The following is an 18,587-nucleotide window of genomic DNA, read 5'->3' as shown; positions in this document are numbered from 1 at the left end:
TCCGGCCATGTCATCGGCGACCTCAGACACTGCCAGGTTCTCGTTCGACGGCGAGCGCATGATCATCGGGCACCGAGGCCTGAGCTCACTCGCCCCGGAGAACACGATGGCCGCGTTCCGCGCTGCGGTGGATCATCACCTGGCGTGGGTGGAGGCCGACGTCGACGTCATCGCTGACGGAACCGTCATCATCTGCCACGACTCGACCCTGGATCGGACCACCGACCGGACGGGCCGGTATGACGCCCTGACCGTCGCCGACCTGTCGGGCATTGACGCCGGAAGCTGGTTCTCCCCCCGCTTCAACGGTGAGCCGCTCCCGACCCTGGCACGTCTCATTGACCTCATGAACGAGACCGGCCTCAACGCCAACATCGAGATCAAGCCCAACGAGACCGGGCGAGAGGCGACGCTGCGTCTCATCGACGGCGTGGTCGCGCAGCTCGAGAGACTGCGCCCAGGAGTGGAGGTCATTGTCTCCTCCTTCAGCCATGTCCTGCTCCACCTGTTCAAGCAACGCGCTCCGAAGGTGCCCGTGGGATGCCTCTACGAGAAACACACGCTCTCAGGCGACTGGAGGAGCACGCTGGAGATCGTGGGAGCCGATTACATTCACCCCGAGGACTCGAGCCTGACCCGGGAACAGGTTCAGGCCTTTCGAGCCGAGGGCTACGGCGTCAATGTCTGGACCGTCAACTCGCTCAGCCGGGCTAATGAGCTCTTCAACTGGGGCGTCACCGGCGTCTTCTCAGACATCGCCCACCACATCCCTCGTCGCTGACGACCCTCTGCTCAGCACACATCCCTGACGACATCCCTTGATCAGCATCCCTTGAAAGGACGGGCCTGGCCCCATGACAGCGTCCATCACCGGATCCGACTCCGACTCACCACTGCCCGGAGTCATATCGGAATCGGTGCCCGGTCCTCATGCCGCGGAGCACCATCGCTCCCCACTCCGACGGCGCCCGATATTCCTTCGCCGCGACCGCGTCGGCGCATTCCTCAGCATCGCACTGTCCGGCCAGCTCGTGTACGCCGCCTTCGAGGCGCTCAAGGGCTCCCTCATGCTGCAGGTCTCCGACGTCCTGGGGATCGGGATCGACGGCTTCGGCGCCATGATGAGCGTCATCGGTCTCGCCATGTACATGTACGTCCCGGCCGGATGGATCAACAACCGCTTCACCATCCGCTCGATCCTCGTGACGTGGTGCGCCTGGAGGCTCGGCACGCTCCTGGTCCTCTACCTGGTTCCAGGGGTGTCGTTCACCATGATGCTCGTCATCGCCTTCACCTGGGCGGTCTGGGACGCCATCGGGTGGCCGGCGGTGGTCAATGGCCTCACCTTCATCTCCCGCGATGATCGTCGCCGTGGCAGGGGCATGGTCATGGGCTTCTTCGAGGCGATCAGGCGCAGCGTGGAGTTCATCCTGGCCATGGTCGTCGTCGCCTGCGTCTGGGCCCTCCCTCAGCACTGGAAACCGATCGTCACCGGATTCGCGGTCGGCTACTCCCTGCTGCTCGTCCCCCTCATCGTCTGCCTGCTCCGCTTCGTACCGAGGAGCGCGATCGCCCACCAGGACAGCGCCTCAGCGAATACTGCAGCCCTCATCGGGCTGCTGAAGGTGATCGCGCGCCCCCGCATCTGGCTGGCCGGGCTGGCGGCCATGTGCCTGTACTGGACCTACGTCAATCTCATCTACTCCTCAGCCCCTTACCTCAAGCTCGTCTACAACGTCTCCGACGGCGTGGCGGGACTGTTCGGAGCCACCGCCACCAGCCTCGTCGGCGCCCTCATCTGCATTCCTGCGGGGTTCGTCGCCGACTACGTCTTCAAGTCCTCAACCGCCATGATGACGGCGGCGCTGACCGTCATCGCGATCAGTGCCGCAGCGGTGTACATGCTGCCGTCCTCGAAGACGATGATGTGGCCGGCGATCATCCTCCTCATCGTCATGGCGGTAGGGGTCTTCATGGGCAAGTCCGTCATCCTGGCCCCGATCGCCGAGCTCGACCTGCCCGAGGAGATCAACGGCTCCGCCATGGCGGTCGCCTCGTTCCTCGCCTACGCCTCCATCATCTGGGGCAACTCGATGACCGCCGGGATCGTGGAGTCCCACCGCCACGACGCCTATGCCGGCTACCAGATCATCTTCCTCATCACTCTCAGCGTGGCGCTGGCGGGGGCCGCCTGCGCCTTCGCCCTGACTGTTGTCGGGCGCCGGCGGCCGTAGTCCGACGCAGTGAATGCACAGCGCATGCACGGTGCATCCGCGGTACATGGCCCGGAATGCTGTGTGAGCGCAGTCACCAGGGGTAGGGTGAGAGCATGTCACGCTACATCGAGCTCCACCCCGTCAACCCGCAGACCCGTCTGGTTGAGAAGGTCGTCGACACGCTGCGCGACGGCGGCCTGGTCGCCTATCCCACCGACTCCGGATACGCACTGGCCTGCGCGCCGGGGAACAAGGAGGGTCTGGACCGCATCCGCACCATTCGCCAGCTCGACGGCAAGCACAACTTCACCTTCGTGTGCGCCGACTTCGCCCAGGTGGGGCCCCTGGCCATCGTGGGCAACAACGCCTTCAGGCTCATCAAGCGCCTCACCCCGGGGCCGTGGACCTTCATTCTCAAGGGCACCAAGGACGTACCCCGGATGACGCTCAACCCCAAGAAGCACACGCTGGGCGTGCGCATCCCCGACCATGCCATCACCCAGTCCCTCGTCGCCGAGTTCGGCGCCCCCATCCTGTCATCCACCTTCATCCGCCCCGGCCAGGACGAGCCGGAGACCAACGGGTGGGAGGTCGAGGAGTCCCTGGGGCACCTTATCGACGTCGTCATCGAGGGACCGGTGGGGCACGGGGAGCCGACCACCGTCGTCGACCTGACCGACGACGTCCCCGAAGTCCTGCGTGAGGGCGCGGGCGATATCAGCCTGCTGTAGCGACCGGTTCTCCCACAGCGTTTCCTCGGCGTTTCCCACCGTGTTCGCCGGGTCCGCATGGCGGGCCCGGCGAACACTCTGCGCAACCACCAGTTCCACTCGCCCAGAAGCATCATGGTGGCCGGGATCGGCAGCATGCGGACGATCGAGGCCTCCAGCGTCACTCTCGACGGCGCGGCCCCGGCGTGACATCGCTCGGATCGCGCTACCGACGCCGCCGGTGCCTGCGCCAGTGGCCGACCAGGCCGACCGTCAGGGCCACGGGCCAGGCCAGCATGGGCCCGTAGCACAGGGAGAAGACGACGAGCTGGGCGGGGCTCATGCCCTCGACCGGCGTCCAGGACGGCGGGTCGCGCAGGAGGGCCAGGGTGAAGGAGAGGGCGACGTCGTAGATGATGAGGTAGAGCAGGAGGTTGCCCGCACCGCCCACGATGACGGGCAGTCGGCGGGGGACCGACCGCCCGCCCGCGCCCGGCACCCATGGCGGGAGTCTCTCGCCCCACGGCCGGCACAGTCCCAGGCAGGCCAGGGCGGCGCCGACCTGGATCAGCTCCAGGACCACGACGTAGGCGATCCCGCTCGCGCTGGTGCGGAAGAGCTCCGCCCGCCCGAAGCCCACGTCCGCCCCGGCCAGCATCGCCACCCGCCAGGCGACCGAGGGCAGCGGGCACAAGAACGCCGCCCAGCACGCGGCCGCGGCCCACGGCTGCACCGGCGCGGCGACCGGCGTCAGGACGGGCGGAGGGCGGGTGATAGAGCTCATAGTCGAAAACTACTCGGATTCGGCATTGCCGCATATGCCCGGGCGCGCCCACGGGGCCGACGGCGGGGGAGATAGGGTCCTGCCATGGACCTGTTCGAGTCGGCCGGCACGGATGACACCGGGCTTCCTGCGGACTCCCACGCGCCTCTGGCCGTGCGGATGCGCCCCCGCACGCTCGATGAGCTCGAGGGGCAGGCGCATCTGCTCACCCCCGGTTCCCCGCTACGACGACTCGTGGAGCCCTCAGAGGCGCCGGAGTGCGAACCCGAAGGCACGCAACGCGGCACGACGGCACGACGCCCCGGAGCGTCCCTGTCCTCAGTCATCCTGTGGGGACCGCCCGGAACCGGGAAGACAACACTGGCCTACCTGGTGGCACGTGGCAGTGGGCGACGCTTCGTAGAGCTGTCCGCAGTGACGGCGGGGGTCAAGGACGTGCGCGCGGTCGTCACCGATGCCCGACGACGCCTGGCGGCGGGGGAGGAGACGGTGCTGTTCATCGACGAGGTGCACCGCTTCTCCCGTTCCCAGCAGGACGCCCTGCTGCCCAGCGTGGAGAACCGCTGGGTCACGCTCATCGCGGCCACCACGGAGAACCCGTCCTTCAGCGTCGTCTCACCGCTCCTGTCGCGTTCCCTGCTTCTGACCCTGCACCCCCTGGGTGCCGATGACGTCGGGCGCCTGGTCGATCGAGCCCTGAGCGACGAGCGCGGCCTGGCCGGGGCCGTGCGAATCGGTGAGGAGGCCCGCGAGCAGATCGTGCGCATGGCCGGTTCCGACGCCCGCAAGGCCCTCACCGTGCTGGAGGCCGCCGCGGGAACGGTCCTGGCGAGGCAGACGGATCCCGGCTCGCGTCCCCTCATCGAGATGGCCGACGTCGAGCAGGCCGCCGACGTGGCTGCGGTGCGCTACGACCGCGCCGGCGACCAGCACTACGACGTCATCAGTGCCTTCATCAAGTCCATGCGCGGCTCCGACCCCGACGCCACCATGCACTACCTGGCGCGCATGATCGCGGCCGGAGAGGACCCCCGGTACATAGCCCGCCGCATCGTCATCCACGCCGCTGAGGACGTCGGGCTGGCCGACCCCGCAGTGCTGTCCACGGCCGTGGCCGCGCAGCAGGCGGTCGCCATGATCGGGATGCCGGAGTCGGGACTCGTCCTGGCCCAGGCGGCGCTCGCCGTGGCTACCGCGCCCAAGTCCAACGCGGTCACCGTGGCGCTCAACGAGTCCCTGGCGGACGTGAGCGCGGGCAAGGCCTCGGCCGTGCCCGTTCACCTGCGCGACTCCCACTACGCCGGGGCCGAGGGGCTCGGGCACGGCAAGGGCTACCGCTACCCGCACGACTTCCCCCATGCCGTCGTCGGTCAGCAGTACCTGCCCGAGGGGCTTGAGGGCAGTCGGTACTACCGTCCCAACGGCAACGGCTTCGAGAGGCAGCTGGTCTCCCGCCTCGAGGCGGTCCGGCGCATCCTCGACGAGAGGTAGGCGGAGGTAGGCCCGGATGCCCTCGGAGATCTCCAACCGAGCCACCACTGAGGACCGTCTCACACCGGGCGGTTCCGGCATGGGTTTTGACCGGTGAGCACGCTAGAGTTCTCGAGTTGTCCACATCGGAGACGATCGGCGCCGCCTGCTGGTGCCACCGCTCCACGCCGATGCGGACCTCCTGGGGTCCCGGCCCGAACCGCGGCTGACCCCGCGCCGTCGGCACCAGCCCACGGCGTGCGACCACCAATCCGACAGGAAAGAAACACATGAGCTCTTCGCGCTCCCGCCGTCAGGTGCGTCTGTCTCGCGCCCTCGGCATTCCGCTGACCCCCAAGGCCGTGCGCTACTTCGAGCGCCGTCCCTACGGCCCCGGTGAGCACGGCCGCGCCCGCCGCCGCACCGAGTCCGACTACGCCGTGCGCCTCAAGGAGAAGCAGCGCCTGCGCGCCCAGTACGGCATCCGCGAGGCCCAGCTTCAGCGCGTCTTCGAGGAGGCCCGTCGCGGCCAGGGCCTGACCGGTGAGTCCCTCGTCGAGCTGCTCGAGATGCGCCTGGACGCCCTCGTCCTGCGCTCCGGGATCGCCCGCACCATCGCCCAGGCCCGCCAGGACGTGGTCCACCGCCACATCCTCGTCGACGGCAAGGTCGTGGACCGCCCCTCCTACCGCGTCAAGCCGGGCCAGACCATCCAGGTGCGTCCCCGCTCCCAGGTGATGGTCCCCTTCCAGGTCGCCGCCGCCGGCGCCCACCGCGACGTGCTTCCCCCCGTCCCGGACTACCTCAACGTGGACCTCGAGAAGCTCTCAGCCACGCTGGTGCGCCGCCCCAAGCGCGACGAGGTCCCCGTGACCTGTGACGTCCAGATGGTCGTCGAGTACTACTCGCGCTGACGCCCACGCTTACCTGACGCCGGGGCGCCCCGGACCCATGAGAGGTTCGGGGCGCCCCGGCGTGGGAGTACGCTCACCAGGGAGCAACCCGATCGGCTCCGGCCCACGGCCACCTGGATCCGCCGGCCACCAGGCGGGCCGGTCAACCACACCACACCGTCCACACGTCCCGGCACACGGCCCGAGCGCCGAGTGCCCGGACTCACCTCGAACAGGATGAGGACCCCATGCGCACATCCGAGATCCGCAGCCGCTGGCTGGACTACTTCGCCGCGAACGAGCACGAGATCCGGCCCTCGGTCTCCCTGGTGTCGCCCGAGCCCTCCATCCTGTTCACCGTGGCGGGCATGGTGCCCTTCATCCCCTACATCCTGGGTACGGAGGAGGCCCCCTGGCCCCGGGCGGCCTCGGTGCAGAAGTGCATCCGTACCAATGACATCGACAACGTCGGCGTCACCACGCGCCACGGCACCTTCTTCCAGATGAACGGCAACTTCTCCTTCGGCGACTACTTCAAGGAGGGGGCCATCTCCTACGCCTGGGGCCTGCTGACCGGCAACCGCGATCAGGGCGGCTACGGTCTGGACGGGGACCGGCTGTGGATGACGATCTGGGAGGAGGACAAGGTCTCCTTCGACTACTGGACCCGGGAGATCGGTGTCCCCGCCGAACGCATCCAGCTGCTCCCCTTCAAGGACATCTCCTGGTCGACCGGCCAGCCCGGACCGGCCGGCTCCTGCTGCGAGATCCACTACGACCGCGGCCACGCCTACGGTCCCGACGGCGGCCCCGCCGTCGACACCCAGGGCGACCGCTTCCTGGAGATCTGGAACCTGGTCTTCGACGAGTTCCTTCGTGGAGAGGGCAAGGGACACGACTTCGAGCTCCTGGGCAAGCTCGACCAGACGGCCATCGACACCGGTGCCGGCCTGGAGCGCCTCGCCTTCATCATGCAGGACAAGCCCAACATGTATGAGATCGATGAGGTCTTCCCCGTCATCAAGGTCGCCGAGGAGCTCTCCGGCAAGAGCTACGGCCGAGGCACCGCCGGTCCCCAGGCCGGGGACGCCTATCACGACGACGTGCGCATGAGGATCGTGGCCGACCACGTGCGCTCGGCCCTCATGCTCATCTCCGACGGTGTACGACCCGGCAACGACGGGCGCGGTTACGTCCTGCGCCGGCTCATCCGACGGGCTGTCCGCTCCATGCGCCTGCTCGGCGTCGACGAGGCGACCATGCCCACCCTGCTGACCGCCTCCAAGGACGCGATGAAGGCCTCCTACCCCGAGCTCGAGTCCGGCTGGAGCACCATCTCGGAGGTCGCCTACGGCGAGGAGGACGCCTTCAGGCGCACCCTGGCCGCCGGCACCACGATCCTGGACACCGCGGTGGCCTCGGCCAAGAAGGACGCAGGAAAAACCGGGCGCCCGCTGGTGTCCGGCAGGAGCGCCTTCGAGCTGCACGACACCTACGGCTTCCCCATCGACCTCACCCTGGAGATGGCGGCCGAGCAGGGGGTCGACGTCGATGAGAGCGCCTTCCGCAGCCTCATGAACGAGCAGAAGGAGCGCGCCCGGGCCGACGCACGCGCCAAGAAGACCGGGCACGCCGACATCCGTGTCTTCCGTGAGCTGGAGAAGGAGATGGGCGGCGGTTCGGCCTTCCTGGGCTACACCGACTCCTCCGCCGAGGGAACGGTCACCGGACTCATCGTCGATGGCGTCCCGCAGAGCGTCGTCACCGCCCCGGCCGACGTCGAGGTCATCCTCGACCGGACCCCCTTCTACGCCGAGATGGGCGGTCAGCTCGCCGACCAGGGCACCATTCGCCTGGCCGACGGAGGTACCGTCGAGGTCAATGACGTCCAGGCCCCCGTCAAGGGTCTGCACGTCCACCGCGGCACCCTGACCGAGGGCACGATCGCGGTGGGGGAGAAGGTCTTCGCCCAGATTGACGCGGCCCGTCGCCTGGCGATCGCGCGCGCCCACACCTCCACCCACATGGTGCACAAGGCGCTCCACGAGATCGTCTCCGACAACGCCACCCAGGCCGGCAGCGAGAACTCCCCCTCCCGCATGCGCTTCGACTTCCGCCACGGCTCGGCCCTGGCCGGGGACCAGGTCGCCGGCATCGAGGAGCTGGTCAACGCCAAGCTCTCCGAGGACCTCTCCGTGACCGATGAGGTCATGGACATCGACGCCGCCCGTGCTGCGGGTGCCATGGCGCTGTTCGGGGAGAAGTACGGCAAGGAGGTGCGGGTCGTCTCCATCGGCGGCGACTGGTCCAAGGAGCTGTGCGCCGGGACTCACGTACCCACCACCGGGCACATCGGCCGCATCGCGGTGGTGGGCGAGTCCTCGATCGGCTCGGGCGTGCGTCGTATCGACGCTCTCGTCGGTGACGGCGCCTACGGCTACCAGGCCAAGGAGCACGCCCTGGTCTCTCAGCTCTCCACCTTGGTCGGGGGACGCCCCGAGGACCTGCCCGAGCGCGTCGAGGGGCTCATGACACGACTCAAGGAGGCCGAGAAGCGCCTGGCCGCGGCCGAGCATGCCGCCCTTTCCGCACGTGCAGCAGGTATCGTCTCCGACGCCGCGCGCGTCGGCGGGGTCAGGCTCGCCTCGGCCGACCTCGGCAGTATCGGATCCGCTGACGCCGTGCGCTCCCTCGCCCTCGACGTCCGCAGCCGGCTCGGTGACTCCGAGCCCGCCGTGGTCGCCGTCGGTGGTGTTGTCAACTCACGCCCGGTCGTGGTGGTCGCCACCAATGCCGGCGCTCGTGACCAGGGCATTCGTGCCGGCGCACTCGTGCGCGCCGCGGCTCAGGCGCTGGGCGGCGGAGGCGGCGGCAAGGACGACCTGGCCCAGGGCGGCGGACAGAACCCCGAGGCCATGGACGAGGCTCTGCGCGCCGTCGCCGACCAGGTCACGGCCTGATCCGGTGAGCCCCTGCTCCCAAGCGGATCACGTGACTGAGTCATCAGCGAATCCGGCTCCCACGGGGTTCCGTCCCGGGGTGCGACTCGCCTTCGACGTCGGAAAGGCACGTATCGGTGTCGCTCGTTGCGATCAGGACGCGATCCTGTCGTTTCCTGTGGCAACTCTCAGGCGGGACCGTTATGGTGCTGATCTCGATGAGGCCGTTGACCTCGTCGAGGAGCACGGTGCCTTCGAGGTGATCGTCGGTCTGCCCAAGCACATGGGCGGCGGCAGCTCGAGCTCGACCAGGGACGCCCGCAGATGGGCCGGTGACCTGGCGAGTCTCCTTCCGCGGCAGGTGTGCGTGAGGATGGTCGACGAGCGGCTCACCACCGTCACTGCTCACCGGGATCTGCACGCGGCCGGTCTGAAGGAGAGGAGCTTTCGCGGTATCGTCGACCAAGCGGCAGCGGTCGTCATCCTTGAACAGGCCATCACAACCGAGCGGATGTCCGGGGTTCCGGCCGGTGAGCGAGTCCCCCCGATCAAGAGAGGCAGAGCGTGAGCCACGACGATTTCTTCGCCGAGCTCGGCATCCAGCGCGATGAAGATGCTGGTGACGCCACAGAGAAGCCCAAGAGTCGTAAGCAACGACGCATGGAGAAGGTCGAGCGCCGTCAGCGCAAGCGGCGCCGGCACTGGCTGACGAGCCTGGTCATCGTCATCATCCTCGCGGCCGTCGGCGTCCTGGGCTACAAGGCCATCGGAATCATGCGAGACGCCTCCGCTCAGTCCACCCGCGCCGAGGACTACCAGGGCAACGGCGAGGGCGAGGTCACAGTGACGATCCCCGACGGGGCCTCGGGACTGGATATCGGCGACATCCTTCAGGAGAAGGGCGTCGTCGCCTCCGGTAAGGCCTTCACCAACGCGGTGAAGAACAATCCGAAGGGCAACACGATCCAGCCGGGCACCTACAAGCTCAAGAAGAGGATGTCCGCCAACGCCGCGCTTCAGGCGCTGCTCGATCCCGAGACCAAGGGCGACCACACCCTGACGGTCTCTGCGGGCAACACCAAGCAGATCGTCAAGGACCGGCTCAAGCAGGTATCCAACTTCACCGATGAGCAGATCGAGGCGGCATACGCCGACACCGCGTCCATCGGTCTGCCGGCCGAGGCCGGCGGCAACGTCGAGGGCTGGCTCGCTCCGGGGACCTACGACGTCACCGAGAACGCGACCCCCACGGACCTGGTCAAGCAGATGGTCTCCCGCACCCAGACCCAGCTCAATGACCTCAAGGTTGCCAAGGAGGACTACCAGGCGGTCCTGACCAAGGCCTCCATCGTCGAGCGCGAGGTCAACGACCCCAAGTACTACGGGCAGGTGGCACGGGTCATCGAGAACCGCCTGGCCCAGGTGGACGGAGAGACTCAGGGCAAGCTCCAGATGGACTCGACGGTGCAGTACGGTCTGGGGCGCTTCGGTGGTATCCCCAGCTCCACCGAGCTGGGGGACGCGAACAACGCGTACAACACCTACGTGCACCAGGGGCTCCCCCCGGGACCGATCGGCAGTCCCAGCGAGGAGGCCATCAAGGCGGTTCTCAACCCGCCGGCCGGAAGCTGGCTCTACTTCGTCACGGTCAACCTCGAGACCGGGGAGACCCTGTTCTCCTCCACAAGCGAGGAGCAGGCCGCCAACACCAAGAAGCTCGACGAGTACTGCAAGAACAACGAGGAGATCTGCAACGGCGGAAAGAAGAAGAGTGGATGACACGGAGGGCGTAGGGTTGCGCCGCCGAGCCGCCGTCATCGGTATGCCGGTGAACCACTCGCTGTCTCCCGTTCTGCACCGGGCCGCCTACACCGGGCTCGGCCTGAGCGACTGGTCCTATGAACACCGCGAGACAGAACCCGAGGCTCTGCCGGGGCTGCTCGACGAGCTGGCCGCCCCGGCTGAGACCGGGCCGATCTGGGCGGGCCTGAGCGTGACCATGCCCCACAAGCAGGCTCTCCTGACACACCTGGACGTCATCGATCCCCTGGCCGAGGCCGTAGGAGCGGTCAACACGGTGGTCGCCCAGCGCAGCGGCGCAGGGGAGGCGCTCCTGGCGGGCTTCAACACCGACGTCGCCGGCATCGTCGGTGCGCTGCGGGAGACCGCCGGCCAGACGATCACAGGCGCCGCCCACAGCCTCCCCCGTGTCGGCCGGGCCGTGGTCCTCGGGTCTGGCGCCACCGCCTGCTCGGCGCTGGCGGCGCTCGGCGAGCTCGGGGCCGGCCATATCACCGTCGCCGCACGCCGCCACGCCGGCCCCGGCCGGGCGCTCAGTGCCGCGCACCGCATGGGGCTGGGCGTCGAGGCTCTCACCTGGAAACCGACCGACCCGGCTTCTCACACCGAGGTGGCGCGGCGCCTGGCCGTGGCCGACGTCGTCGTCTCCACCCTGCCCGCAGGGGCGGCGGACCCTCTGGCCGGTCCGCTGGATGAGATCTTGGACCGCTCGGGCGGAACCCGGCCTGGAGCTCTCATGCTCGACGTCGTCTACGCCCCCTGGCCCACGCAGATCGCCGAGGTCTGGGCGCGCGGCGGGGGAGCCGTCGCCCCGGGGTGGCTCATGCTCCTGCACCAGGCCGTGCCCCAGGTCCAGCTCATGACCGGGAAGCAGCCGGACATCGAGCCCATGCGCACGGCGCTCCTGTCAGCACTGACGACTCAGCCCTGACAGTCCTGACAGGGTCCTCAGTCCCCGTCACTGACTGACTCCCACCGGGTGGGCGATCTACGATGCGGCGCAGCGGAGACACCGTGAGGGTGTGAGAGTATCTGTCTCATGCTTCGATGGATGACGGCCGGGGAGTCCCACGGCGAGGCCCTGACCGCGGTGATGGAGGGCGTTCCCGCAGGTGTGCGGATCTCCAGCGAGGAGATCCGGGCCGCGCTGGCCCGCCGTCGTCTGGGGCACGGGCGGGGCGCCCGCCAGGCCTTCGAGCGCGATGAGCTGCGGATACTGGGCGGAATCCGCCACGGCAGCACCATCGGCAGCCCCATCGCGCTGCAGATCGGCAACTCCGAGTGGCCCAAGTGGTCCACGGTCATGAGTGCCGATCCGGTGGACCCGCGTGACCTGCTCATCGACGCAGGCACCGGCGACGAGCGCGAGATCGCTCGCAACCGTCCCCTGACTCGCCCCCGGCCCGGGCACGCGGACCTTCCCGGCATGCTCAAGTACGACCTGGATGAGGCGCGACCGGTTCTGGAACGGGCCTCGGCCCGTGAGACCGCCGCCCGGGTGGCGCTGGGGGCGCTGGCCGAGGCCGTCCTGGAGCAGGTCGCCGGTATCCGGCTGGTCAGCCATGTCGTGCGCATCGGAGCCGTCGCCCTGCCCGACGATGTCCCCCCTCCCACCGCTGACGACACCGAGCGTCTCGACGACGACCCCGTGCGCTGCACGGATCCCGCCACCAGCGCCGCCATGGTCGCCGAGATCGACGCCACCAAGAAGGACGGGGACACTCTGGGCGGCGTCGTCGAGGTCGTCGCCACCGGTGTCCCGGTGGGGCTGGGCAGCCACGTCTCGGCCGATCGCCGCCTTGACGCCCGGCTCGCGGCCGCGCTCATGGGTATTCAGGCCGTCAAGGGCGTCGAGATCGGTGATGGCTTCGCTGAGGCGGCCAGGCGCGGCTCGGCCGCTCACGACGAGATCGTCTCGGTCGCCTCCGGGGAGCTCACGCGGGCCACGAACCGTGCCGGCGGCATCGAGGGCGGAATCTCGAACGGCTCCGCGATTCGGGTGCGGGCCGCCTTCAAGCCGATCTCCACGGTGCCTCGGGCCCTGCGCACCGTCGACATGGCCACCGGTGAGGCGGCCACCGGGCTGCACCAGCGCTCCGACGTGTGCGCCGTCGTGCCCGGTGCCGTCATCGCCCAGGCCATGACCGCCCTGGTTCTGGCCGATCTTCTCCTGGACAAGACCGGTGGCGACTCGGTGGCTGAGGCCCGACGCAACCTTGAGAGCTACCTGGCCCGCATCGCGGAGCGGACGCAGTGGTGATCACGGCGGTGAACCGAGTGGTGAGTCGGGCGGTGAGCGCGATACTGGTGTCCACGGTGAGCTCAATGGTGAGGGAGACACGATCATGACCTGGAAGCACGTTCCGACCATCGCCTTGCGCGACGACCAGCTGCCCCTGGTGCTGGTGGGACTGCCCGGTGCGGGCAAGACCACCCAGGCCCGCCTCCTGGCCCAGGCCCTGGGTGTCCAGGTCACCGACACCGATGCCGAGATCCGCCGTCGTGCCCGGATGACGATCCCCGAGATCTTCTCCATAGAGGGGGAGGAGGGCTTCCGCGACCGTGAGCACCGGGCCATGCGGGCCGTCCTGGACTCACCGGCGGCCGCCCAGGGTGTCATCGCCCTGGGCGGGGGAGCAGTGCTGCGCCCCGAGAACCGCGAGCTGCTGCGCGGTCACACCGTCATCCACCTGTCGGCCTCCCCGCGCACGGCCGCCAGGCACGTGGGCGATGGCGCAGGCCGTCCCCTCATGACACCGGACGCCGACTCCGACCAGACGCGCGCCGCCCGGCAGCGCAGTGAGAGCCATGATGAGAACTACGGCGAGAACCCTGGTGAGAGCCGCGGTGAGCACGACGGCGTCCTGGCACGGATGGAGGCGCTTCACGCGCAGCGCTCAGCGCTGTACTCCGAGGTGGCGACCCTGACCGTGCCCACCGACGGGCTCAGCCCCCAGCAGGTCGCCGCCCTCATTCTCGTGGCCCTCGGGGTCCACACGCCCCAGGCGGTCAAAGTCCTGGCACCCATGGCGGACAGTCCGACGGCCTCGGCGACGGCCCCCGGCGGCTCACCCCAGCGCCGCCGCATCCGGCCGTCCGGGACACCCGAGACCCGCAGCGGCTCCAGACGTGTCACCGTCTCCGGTGACCGCTCCTACGATGTGCTCATCGGCCACGGGCTTCTGACCGACCTGGACCGTGTCGTCCGGGATGCTCCGGGCGCAGGCGCCGGAGGCGTCGCCCTCATCCATGCCAAGGCCCTGGCAGAACGCGCCGCCGGCATCGAGACGCAGCTCGTCTCCCAGGGATTGCGTGTGCTTCGGATCGAGGTGCCCGACGGCGAGGCGGCCAAGAGGGCACGCGTCCTGGAGCACCTGTGGGAGCGGCTCGGTTCCTTCCGCCTGGGGCGTGACGGACTCGTGATCGGTCTCGGTGGCGGAGCGGCAACGGACCTGGCCGGTTTCGCGGCCGCCACCTGGCTGCGTGGAGTGCCTGTGGTGCAGGTGCCCACGACCCTGCTGGCCATGGTGGACGCCGCCGTCGGCGGCAAGACGGGGATCGACACTCCGGCAGGTAAGAACCTGGTAGGCGCCTTCCACCCACCGGCCGCCGTGATCGCCGACCTGGATACGCTGTCGACCCTGCCGGTCGCCGAGCTGCGGGCAGGGCTCGGCGAGGTCGTCAAGTGCGGGCTCATCGCCGACCCGGTCATCCTCGATCGCGTCCTGGCCGAGCCCGCCGACTGCCTGGCCTGGGACTCCCCGGTCCTGGCCGACCTGGTGGCCCGTTCGGTCGCGGTCAAGGCCGCCGTCGTGGGGGAGGACCTCACCGAGGCGGGGCTGCGGGAGATCCTCAACTACGGGCACACCTACGCTCATGCGATCGAGAAGGTCACCGGGTACTCCTGGCGGCACGGAGAGGCCGTCGCCGTGGGCTGTGTCTTCGCCGCCGAGGTCGCCCACCGCAGCGGCAACCTGAGCAGCGACGCGCTGGCGCTGCACCGTCAGAGTTTCGAGGCGGTCGGTCTGCCCGTCTCCTTCCCCGAGGGCCGCGGCCGGTGGGAGGAGCTCAAGGCGGCGATGCTGAGCGACAAGAAGGTTCGTGGCGGTCGGCTGCGTCTCGTCCTGCTCGACGACGTCGCCAGGCCCGTAAGGGTGCAGGCTCCCAGCGAGGACGTCCTCCTCAAGGCTCACGAGGCCGTCACAGCTCATACCGGCTCGGCTGGAAGGAACGGGGCTTGAGCACCCGCTCACCCAGCGTCCTGGTTCTCATCGGTCCTCCGGGAGCGGGCTGCTCCAGCGTGGGGCGAGCCCTGGGAAACGCCGAGAACCTGCCCGTTCTCGACCTGGGTCGCAGCGTCGCCGACGAGCTGGGAACCAGCCCCGACCTGGCGCTCGTAGCGGTGCCGGAGGCCGAGTACCGCCGGGTCGAGGCCGATACCGCGCTCCGGCTCCTGGAGCGTGCGGCGGCCGGGGGCGGCGTCGTGGCCCTGGGCTCGGGCTGCCTGGGGGATCGTCGGATACGCGAGAGCCTCGCGGACCCGCGGCTCGGCCAAGGCCGGGATCTGCGAGTAGTGGCGCTGACCTGCGCCACCCGGGTGCTCGCCACCCGAAACGGTTTGGACGCGCCCCGGTCCGTGGCCCTGGGCACCGTCCACCACCAGTTCGTCCAGATGCTCCACGAGCGCCGGACCAGGTGCCGGGAGCTGGCCGACGTCGTCGTCGACACGACCTCGACCACGCCCGAGGAGGCCTGCGACGAGATCATGCGCACCGTGAGATCCGGTTTCTCCCGCCACTCGTGACGGGCGTGACACACCCGTGGCCGGGTGAGCCCAGCACGTCGCGGTAGGATCAGCGAGTCCTAGACGCAACGCAACAGTGAGGAAACCCTCGTGGCAACGACGAACGACCTGAAGAACGGCATGGTGCTCAACCTCGAGGGCCAGCTGTGGCAGGTAGTGGAGTTCCAGCACGTCAAGCCCGGTAAGGGCCCCGCCTTCGTGCGCACCAAGATCAAGAACGTCCTGTCCGGCAAGACCGTCGACAAGACCTTCAACGCCGGTCTCAAGGTCGAGACGGCAACCGTTGACCGGCGCGACATGCAGTACCTCTACAAGGACGGGGATGACTACGTCTTCATGGACGTCAAGTCCTACGAGCAGACCTACGTCCCTTCGGCCACTGTCGGTGAGGCCGCCACCTTCATGCTCGAGAACCAGGACGTCATCGTGGCCTTCCACGAGGACGCCGTCCTATTCGTCGAGCTGCCGGCCTCCGTGGTCCTGACGATCTCCCACACCGAGCCGGGTCTTCAGGGCGACCGCTCCAGCGCCGGCACCAAGCCCGCCACCGTTGAGACCGGTGCCGAGATCCAGGTCCCGCTGTTCCTCAACACCGGTGACAAGGTGAAGGTGGACACCCGCTCCGGCTCCTACATCTCCCGCGTCACCGACTGATGGCCGAGAACCCCGAGGAGGGCTCGGCCCACTCGAGCCCCGCATCGCGTCATCCGGTCACCGCCCGTACCAAGGCGCGTCGGCGTGCGATCGAGATCCTCTTCGAGGCCGACCAGCGTGGGATGCTGACCTCCCACGACGCCGAGGAGCTGCGCTCCTTTGCGCAGCTGCGCGCCGTCAGCTCGGCGAACCACACCGAGGCCCCCGCCTACACCCGGGAGATCCTCGACGGCGTGTGCGATCACCTGGCCGACGTCGATGAGACGATCCAGACCTATGCCCAGGGCTGGACGCTGGGACGCATGCCGGCCGTCGATCGGGCCATAGCCCGAGTCGCCACCTGGGAGATCGTCTACAACGATGACGTCGACGCCCCCGTCGCCGTGGATGAGGCCATGACGCTCAGCCGAATGCTCTCCACGGACGAGTCCCCCCGGTACCTCGGGGGACTCCTGGGGCGCATCGGCGACCTCGCGGACACGTTGCGTTGAGCTCCTGGATGCCTTGCTCACGACATGGGGCGTACTCCCTATGCCGTGATCCGGGCGCGACCGACCGGCGTAACCTAGCCTGGACCACGTCCATCCGCCGATGCCGGAGCCTCCTGTGACCCAGCTACCTCCCCATGACCCCAGTGACTACCCCTACATCAAAGGGGATTCGGCGTCCTCAGACGGGGCGCATATTCCGCAGGACCCCGTACGGCCGAGCTCCGGTCCTCTCAACGTCGACCGCCCGGCCCAAGGGCCGGGAGCGGGCTATCCCGGTGGACCACCGCCCCTGGGAGGCAACCAGCCGCCTCCGGCAGGACCTGGCGGCTATCCGTGGGGCGTTCCCGGCCCTGTCCCGTACGTTCCCTACCCGCCACCGGTGCTGGTTCCGGTCCCAGGGGGAAACTGGAATGATCCGGCCCTCATCGCAGAACGCAAACGCACCACGAACCGCCGGGTCGCGGTATCGGGCAGCATCGTTGGGCTCATCACCACGATCATTCAGCTCATTGTCACCGCAACCTTCTTCGTTGCCTCCGAGTACCTGGGACCTGACGACATCGGTCTGATCGTGCTGGCCATGCTGATCCTCTTCTTCGGCCCGATCGTCGTCGGCGTCGGGTGGATCAGCAGCTTCGTCGTCTCCCTCATCGCCTGCATACAAGCGCACTCCCAGACCGACAGGACTCAGCCCGACGGCTGGACCGAGGCCAAGATGCCGACATCGGCGCTGCTGGCCGCCAGCATCGTGCTCGGCATCCCCACCGTGATCATGTACGCGACCCTGATCGAGGCTGCGGAGAGCGACAGTGATCGGCTGATCAACGGCACTCTTGGACCGATGACCGTCTTCTGGGCCGTGGTCCAGGTCCTGCTGACAGTGGGGTACATCTATCTTCTCAGGAGGATCACAGCACTGGACGCCAGTGTGAGTCCACGCTCGACGTCGGAAGGAGAACCGCAATGAGCACACCTCTGATCGCCGTCACAGGCGCCACCGGGAAGATCGGCGGTGCGGTAGCCGAGCAGCTGCGCGATGCCGGTCTTGCCCCACGGCTCCTGGTCAGGGACGTCTCCCGGGCTCCCGCGTGGGCGGGCGACGTGTCCGTGGCCGACTACGGGAACGAGCAGGACGCCGTCCAGGCCCTCTCCGGTGTCGACCTCCTCTTCATGGTCTCGGCGGCCGAGTCCGAGGACCGCCTGGAGCAGCACCGCATCTTCATCGCCGCCGCGGCGCGGGCCGGGGTCAAGCACGTGGTGTACACGTCTTTCCTAGGGGCCTCCCCGCAGGCAACCTTCACCCTCGCCCGCACCCACTGGTACACCGAGGAGGCTCTGCGAGACTCCGGGATGGGCTACACCTTCCTGCGTGACTCCTTCTACACCGACTTCTTCATCGAGATCGGGGCCGAGGGCTCCATCACCGGACCCGCCGGCGGCGGGAGAGTAGGGGCGGTGGCGAGAGCCGACGTCGCCGCAGCCGCAGCCGCGATCCTCAAGGATCTTGCTACCGGTGATCGGCGCCATGACGGCGCCACCTACGACCTCACCGGCCCGCAGGCCTTCACCATGGAGGAGGCGGCGCAGATCATGACCGAGGTCACTGGGAGGAGGACGGTCTACCACGAGGAGACCGTCGAGGAGGCCTACGCCTCCCGTGCCCACTACGACGTTCCCGACTGGGAGAAGGACGCGTGGGTGAGTACCTACACCGCCATCGCCACCGGTGAGCTCGACGTCGTCTCGGACGCCGTCGAGCGGCTGACCGGCAGACACCCCCTCAGCCTGCGCGACCTGCTCAGCCAACCCCGCCCGTAGGGAGCCGA

General features: G+C 68.7%; 18 protein-coding genes. 17 read left to right on the top strand and 1 reads right to left on the bottom strand.

What is annotated here, in order from left to right:
* Window positions 1-7 precede the first annotated feature (7 nt).
* From HCR68_RS04425 to HCR68_RS14430, 4 genes are all read left to right on the top strand, one after another.
* A complete protein-coding gene (locus HCR68_RS04425) occupies window positions 8-781 on the top strand; it encodes a glycerophosphoryl diester phosphodiesterase (RefSeq protein ID WP_167146667.1) in 774 nt (257 codons plus the stop codon).
* Between the two features lie 73 nt (window positions 782-854).
* Window positions 855-2,234 (top strand): MFS transporter, encoded by a 1,380-nt coding sequence (locus HCR68_RS04420; protein WP_167146664.1) that lies wholly within the window; start codon window positions 855-857, stop codon window positions 2,232-2,234.
* Between the two features lie 95 nt (window positions 2,235-2,329).
* Entirely contained in the window at window positions 2,330-2,947 is a 618-nt protein-coding gene (locus tag HCR68_RS04415; protein WP_167146661.1) for an L-threonylcarbamoyladenylate synthase, read from the top strand.
* A 57-nt stretch (window positions 2,948-3,004) separates the two neighbouring features.
* On the top strand, window positions 3,005-3,136 hold the full coding sequence (locus HCR68_RS14430) for a hypothetical protein (RefSeq protein WP_279586967.1): 132 nt from the start codon (window positions 3,005-3,007) through the stop codon (window positions 3,134-3,136).
* A 16-nt stretch (window positions 3,137-3,152) separates the two neighbouring features.
* Here the strand turns inward: HCR68_RS14430 and HCR68_RS04410 are convergent, their stop codons facing one another.
* The gene (locus HCR68_RS04410; protein WP_243858928.1) at window positions 3,153-3,710 is read right to left on the bottom strand and encodes a hypothetical protein; all 558 of its coding nucleotides are present in this window, start codon (window positions 3,708-3,710) and stop codon (window positions 3,153-3,155) included.
* Between the two features lie 84 nt (window positions 3,711-3,794).
* Between HCR68_RS04410 and HCR68_RS04405 the strand changes: the two genes are divergently transcribed.
* The 13 genes from HCR68_RS04405 (at window position 3,795) to HCR68_RS04345 (ending at window position 18,579) form a co-directional block, all read left to right on the top strand.
* Entirely contained in the window at window positions 3,795-5,201 is a 1,407-nt protein-coding gene (locus HCR68_RS04405) for a replication-associated recombination protein A (protein WP_167146658.1), read from the top strand.
* A gap of 269 nt (window positions 5,202-5,470) precedes the next feature.
* The gene (gene rpsD, locus HCR68_RS04400) at window positions 5,471-6,094 is read left to right on the top strand and encodes a 30S ribosomal protein S4 (RefSeq protein WP_003782217.1); all 624 of its coding nucleotides are present in this window, start codon (window positions 5,471-5,473) and stop codon (window positions 6,092-6,094) included.
* Window positions 6,095-6,321: 227 nt separating this feature from the next.
* Complete coding sequence (gene alaS, locus HCR68_RS04395) at window positions 6,322-9,033, top strand: alanine--tRNA ligase (protein WP_167146656.1); 2,712 nt, start codon at window positions 6,322-6,324, stop codon at window positions 9,031-9,033.
* Window positions 9,034-9,064: 31 nt separating this feature from the next.
* Window positions 9,065-9,580, top strand: a complete 516-nt coding sequence (gene ruvX, locus HCR68_RS04390; RefSeq protein ID WP_167146737.1) for a Holliday junction resolvase RuvX — start codon at window positions 9,065-9,067, stop codon at window positions 9,578-9,580.
* Window positions 9,577-10,791 carry an endolytic transglycosylase MltG gene (gene mltG / locus HCR68_RS04385; protein WP_167146653.1) on the top strand — a complete coding sequence of 405 codons (1,215 nt, stop codon included), beginning with the start codon at window positions 9,577-9,579 and terminating at the stop codon, window positions 10,789-10,791. Before ruvX ends, mltG begins: the two co-directional genes overlap by 4 nt.
* Entirely contained in the window at window positions 10,784-11,743 is a 960-nt protein-coding gene (locus tag HCR68_RS04380) for a shikimate dehydrogenase (protein WP_279586966.1), read from the top strand. The genes mltG and HCR68_RS04380 overlap by 8 nt, the downstream gene beginning before the upstream one ends.
* Window positions 11,744-11,851: 108 nt before the next feature.
* Window positions 11,852-13,072: a chorismate synthase gene (aroC, locus tag HCR68_RS04375; RefSeq protein ID WP_167146650.1), complete on the top strand. Its 1,221-nt coding sequence runs from the start codon at window positions 11,852-11,854 to the stop codon at window positions 13,070-13,072.
* An 85-nt stretch (window positions 13,073-13,157) separates the two neighbouring features.
* Window positions 13,158-15,053, top strand: coding sequence for a 3-dehydroquinate synthase (gene aroB, locus HCR68_RS04370; RefSeq protein WP_167146643.1), 1,896 nt, complete (start codon window positions 13,158-13,160; stop codon window positions 15,051-15,053).
* Window positions 15,050-15,616 carry a shikimate kinase gene (locus tag HCR68_RS04365; protein WP_167146638.1) on the top strand — a complete coding sequence of 189 codons (567 nt, stop codon included), beginning with the start codon at window positions 15,050-15,052 and terminating at the stop codon, window positions 15,614-15,616. The genes aroB and HCR68_RS04365 overlap by 4 nt, the downstream gene beginning before the upstream one ends.
* Window positions 15,617-15,706: 90 nt before the next feature.
* On the top strand, window positions 15,707-16,270 hold the full coding sequence (gene efp / locus HCR68_RS04360) for an elongation factor P (protein WP_167146635.1): 564 nt from the start codon (window positions 15,707-15,709) through the stop codon (window positions 16,268-16,270).
* Complete coding sequence (gene nusB, locus HCR68_RS04355) at window positions 16,270-16,761, top strand: transcription antitermination factor NusB (RefSeq protein WP_167146632.1); 492 nt, start codon at window positions 16,270-16,272, stop codon at window positions 16,759-16,761. Before efp ends, nusB begins: the two co-directional genes overlap by 1 nt.
* A gap of 379 nt (window positions 16,762-17,140) precedes the next feature.
* On the top strand, window positions 17,141-17,728 hold the full coding sequence (locus tag HCR68_RS04350) for a hypothetical protein (RefSeq protein WP_243858927.1): 588 nt from the start codon (window positions 17,141-17,143) through the stop codon (window positions 17,726-17,728).
* The gene (locus HCR68_RS04345) at window positions 17,725-18,579 is read left to right on the top strand and encodes an SDR family oxidoreductase (RefSeq protein WP_167146629.1); all 855 of its coding nucleotides are present in this window, start codon (window positions 17,725-17,727) and stop codon (window positions 18,577-18,579) included. Before HCR68_RS04350 ends, HCR68_RS04345 begins: the two co-directional genes overlap by 4 nt.
* Window positions 18,580-18,587 lie beyond the last annotated feature (8 nt).

Source organism: Actinomyces sp. ZJ308 (assembly GCF_011752065.1).
GTDB lineage: Bacteria > Actinomycetota > Actinomycetes > Actinomycetales > Actinomycetaceae > Actinomyces.
This window is presented reverse-complemented; position numbering and strand designations above follow the sequence as displayed.